This window comes from Neobacillus terrae, assembly GCF_011393025.1.
Lineage (GTDB): Bacteria > Bacillota > Bacilli > Bacillales > Cytobacillaceae > Neobacillus_A > Neobacillus_A terrae.
The window spans coordinates 1-2,402 of record NZ_JAAOEO010000067.1 but is presented as its reverse complement, the minus strand read 5'-3'; the positions used below and the strand labels follow the sequence as shown (position 1 = coordinate 2,402).

Here is a 2,402-nt window from a genome sequence, read left to right as displayed (position 1 = left end):
GTGTCTTACTCATATCTTACTGAGGAGCTCTATTTTTTTCAAAGATGAAAAATAACGCTCTACAGGAATGCTAACCTGCCCCGTTAGTTGAATAAGATTAGTGACATTTAGTCCAAAATCGTGCTCCGTTAAGGAGGCTCTGCGGTTTAAAAATATCCCTCATTTATTTATCTTTACATATTCCTCTATAAAGCCTTTATCATTACCATTTAGTCCATTTGGCAAATTATCCGTTGGGAAATACCTCATATCTTTCGACTCACTATAATCAATCTTCATATCACCACTAAAATCTTTGGTGTAATAAACGGCTGTTGCCGAATATAATTCATCCCCATTAGGTACTTTTAAGTAATAATTTGAACCAGAGTGTACATTAAGTAACTTTAGGTTTTCAACTATTAACCCTGTTTCTTCAAAAACCTCTCTTTTTGCCACCTCTTCAAAACTTTCTCCTAAATCCATTAAGCACCTTGTAATCCCCAATTTCCATTGTGCCTCTCTTGCAATAATATCTCATTTTGCTGATTTACAATGATAACAACTGATCCAGGTAAAATAATTGGTCTATGACCCACATACTGTCTTAGATATTTGAAGTATTCCATTCGTATTCCCCTCGCATATTCCGTTAAATGTCCCAATTCTTGAACAAAGAGCTTTCTGGACTCTTCCGCCAACCTGCCCCTTTAGCACAAAAGAAAAGGAGCTGTTGATACAACCCCACTTATAATAAACAAATAGAATGAATTAACTATGAACTTTATCATTTTTAGAGTTTTATTCACTCATTAAGAAATCAACTTTTGTTAGGATAATCACAATACTCAATAATTGTTCCTTCTGTATCAGCTGGGTTTAGATAAATTAATCTTCTCCCGTGTTTGTTTATTCTTAATGTACCTTCTAATGTACGAATACCTTTTTTGTTAAGTTCTTCTAAAGCAATCTCAAGATTGTCAACCCGATAAGCAATATGATGCACACCTTTACCCTTTTGTTGAATAAACCGTGCAATGGGTGATGTGACATTATTTGTTGGAGACAGTAACTCAATTCTATCTTCATTGATTTCTATAACAGCGATTTCACTTTCAACACCTTTATCCTCGCTTTTATAACGTTCTAGCAACTCCCCTCCTAACACATTTATATAAAAATTAATGCTGGCGTCCAAATTACGTACAGCGATTCCTATATGGTCTATTTTTTTATCCATTTTTTCACACCTTTCCATCCGATTCAAACTGAACTTTTTTTAGTTATTACATTGCTTTTATTATCGAGTCAACAAAAAACGGGTCAAAAATCAAGCATTCTTGTTGAACTATTACTTTAATTCGCTTTTCAATGTTCAAATAGTCTAAATGCTTATTGTGCTAAACTGCCCGTTAGCATAATAAGAAAACGGGATAGCCGCTGCCATCCCATTTTTAACATAAGCCCCCGTTATTGAAGAACGAAGATACTAAAAGAACTCATATAACCCACTTACAAAATAATCATAAACCTTATCATCAATATTTCCTCTGTACCCTTCAAAGAAAATTTGTTTATCTAATTTATTTTCAAATGCATTAGGTTTAGGTCGAATAGCTAATGATACATCATATCTTGGGTCCCCATAGGCTCCAGTCCCCCAATCAATTACGCAAGTAATTTCTCCGTTGTAAACTAATACATTATCAATCGTGTAATCTCCGTGAATTAGTGACTGTTTACAGTCATTGGGTTTATTAATTTTAATTTTTTCTAATAACTCCTCATTTCCATCTACCTTTTGATTTTTCAAGTTATATTCTGCCTGTATTAACATTTGGTCTAGCCAATGTTGTTCGTGGATTAGTTCAGTAGGACAAGGGGTTGAGTGAATTTGTGATAGGATTTTTCCAAATTTAAATATTAATTCCCAGCGTTTTTCATTATTTTTCTCATTCCATAAAGCAGTTCTAAGAGTTTCCCCTTCAAAGAACTCAAAGACAGCCCAACATTGTTTTTTGTCTATCTGTTGAACAAATTGCATTACTTTTGGTATAGGTAGTTTCGTTTCTTTAGCCAGACAGTTTAGTACAAATATTTCTTTATTTAATCCCGAACAAAACAACTCTCCCTTTGTCCGTTTTATTACATAAGTACCTCGATTACTTTGAATTATCCCTACGGTTGAGGTATAACCTTGTCTTGGAAATCTAATAGAATTAATGTTATTAACGAATTCTTTTATTTCAATTGGAATTTCATCGATTAGCATTGGTAGCATTTGATTTTTCACCCCGACTAAAAAGAACATTATCTATTAATTCCTTAACAATATAAGAAAACCCTCTTAATACAGATAGGTAAGGGTTTGAAGTTATCGCTCCCTTTTCCCCCTGTTCACACCGTACATGCGACTTTCACCG

At 33.8% G+C, this 2,402-nt stretch carries 4 protein-coding genes; all 4 read right to left on the bottom strand.

Annotation, left to right across the window (positions count from 1 at the left end):
* Positions 1-159: 159 nt before the first annotated feature.
* The 4 genes from G8761_RS26595 to G8761_RS26585 all read right to left on the bottom strand — a co-directional run bounded on the left by G8761_RS26595 (position 160) and on the right by G8761_RS26585 (position 2,260).
* Complete coding sequence (locus G8761_RS26595) at positions 160-465, bottom strand: NUDIX domain-containing protein (RefSeq protein WP_338001048.1); 306 nt, start codon at positions 463-465, stop codon at positions 160-162.
* Positions 465-608: an NUDIX hydrolase gene (locus tag G8761_RS27985; protein ID WP_338001047.1), complete on the bottom strand. Its 144-nt coding sequence runs from the start codon at positions 606-608 to the stop codon at positions 465-467. The genes G8761_RS26595 and G8761_RS27985 overlap by 1 nt, the downstream gene beginning before the upstream one ends.
* A gap of 191 nt (positions 609-799) precedes the next feature.
* The gene (gene mce / locus G8761_RS26590; RefSeq protein ID WP_166030942.1) at positions 800-1,219 is read right to left on the bottom strand and encodes a methylmalonyl-CoA epimerase; all 420 of its coding nucleotides are present in this window, start codon (positions 1,217-1,219) and stop codon (positions 800-802) included.
* Between the two features lie 249 nt (positions 1,220-1,468).
* Entirely contained in the window at positions 1,469-2,260 is a 792-nt protein-coding gene (locus G8761_RS26585; RefSeq protein WP_166030941.1) for a phosphotransferase family protein, read from the bottom strand.
* Positions 2,261-2,402 lie beyond the last annotated feature (142 nt).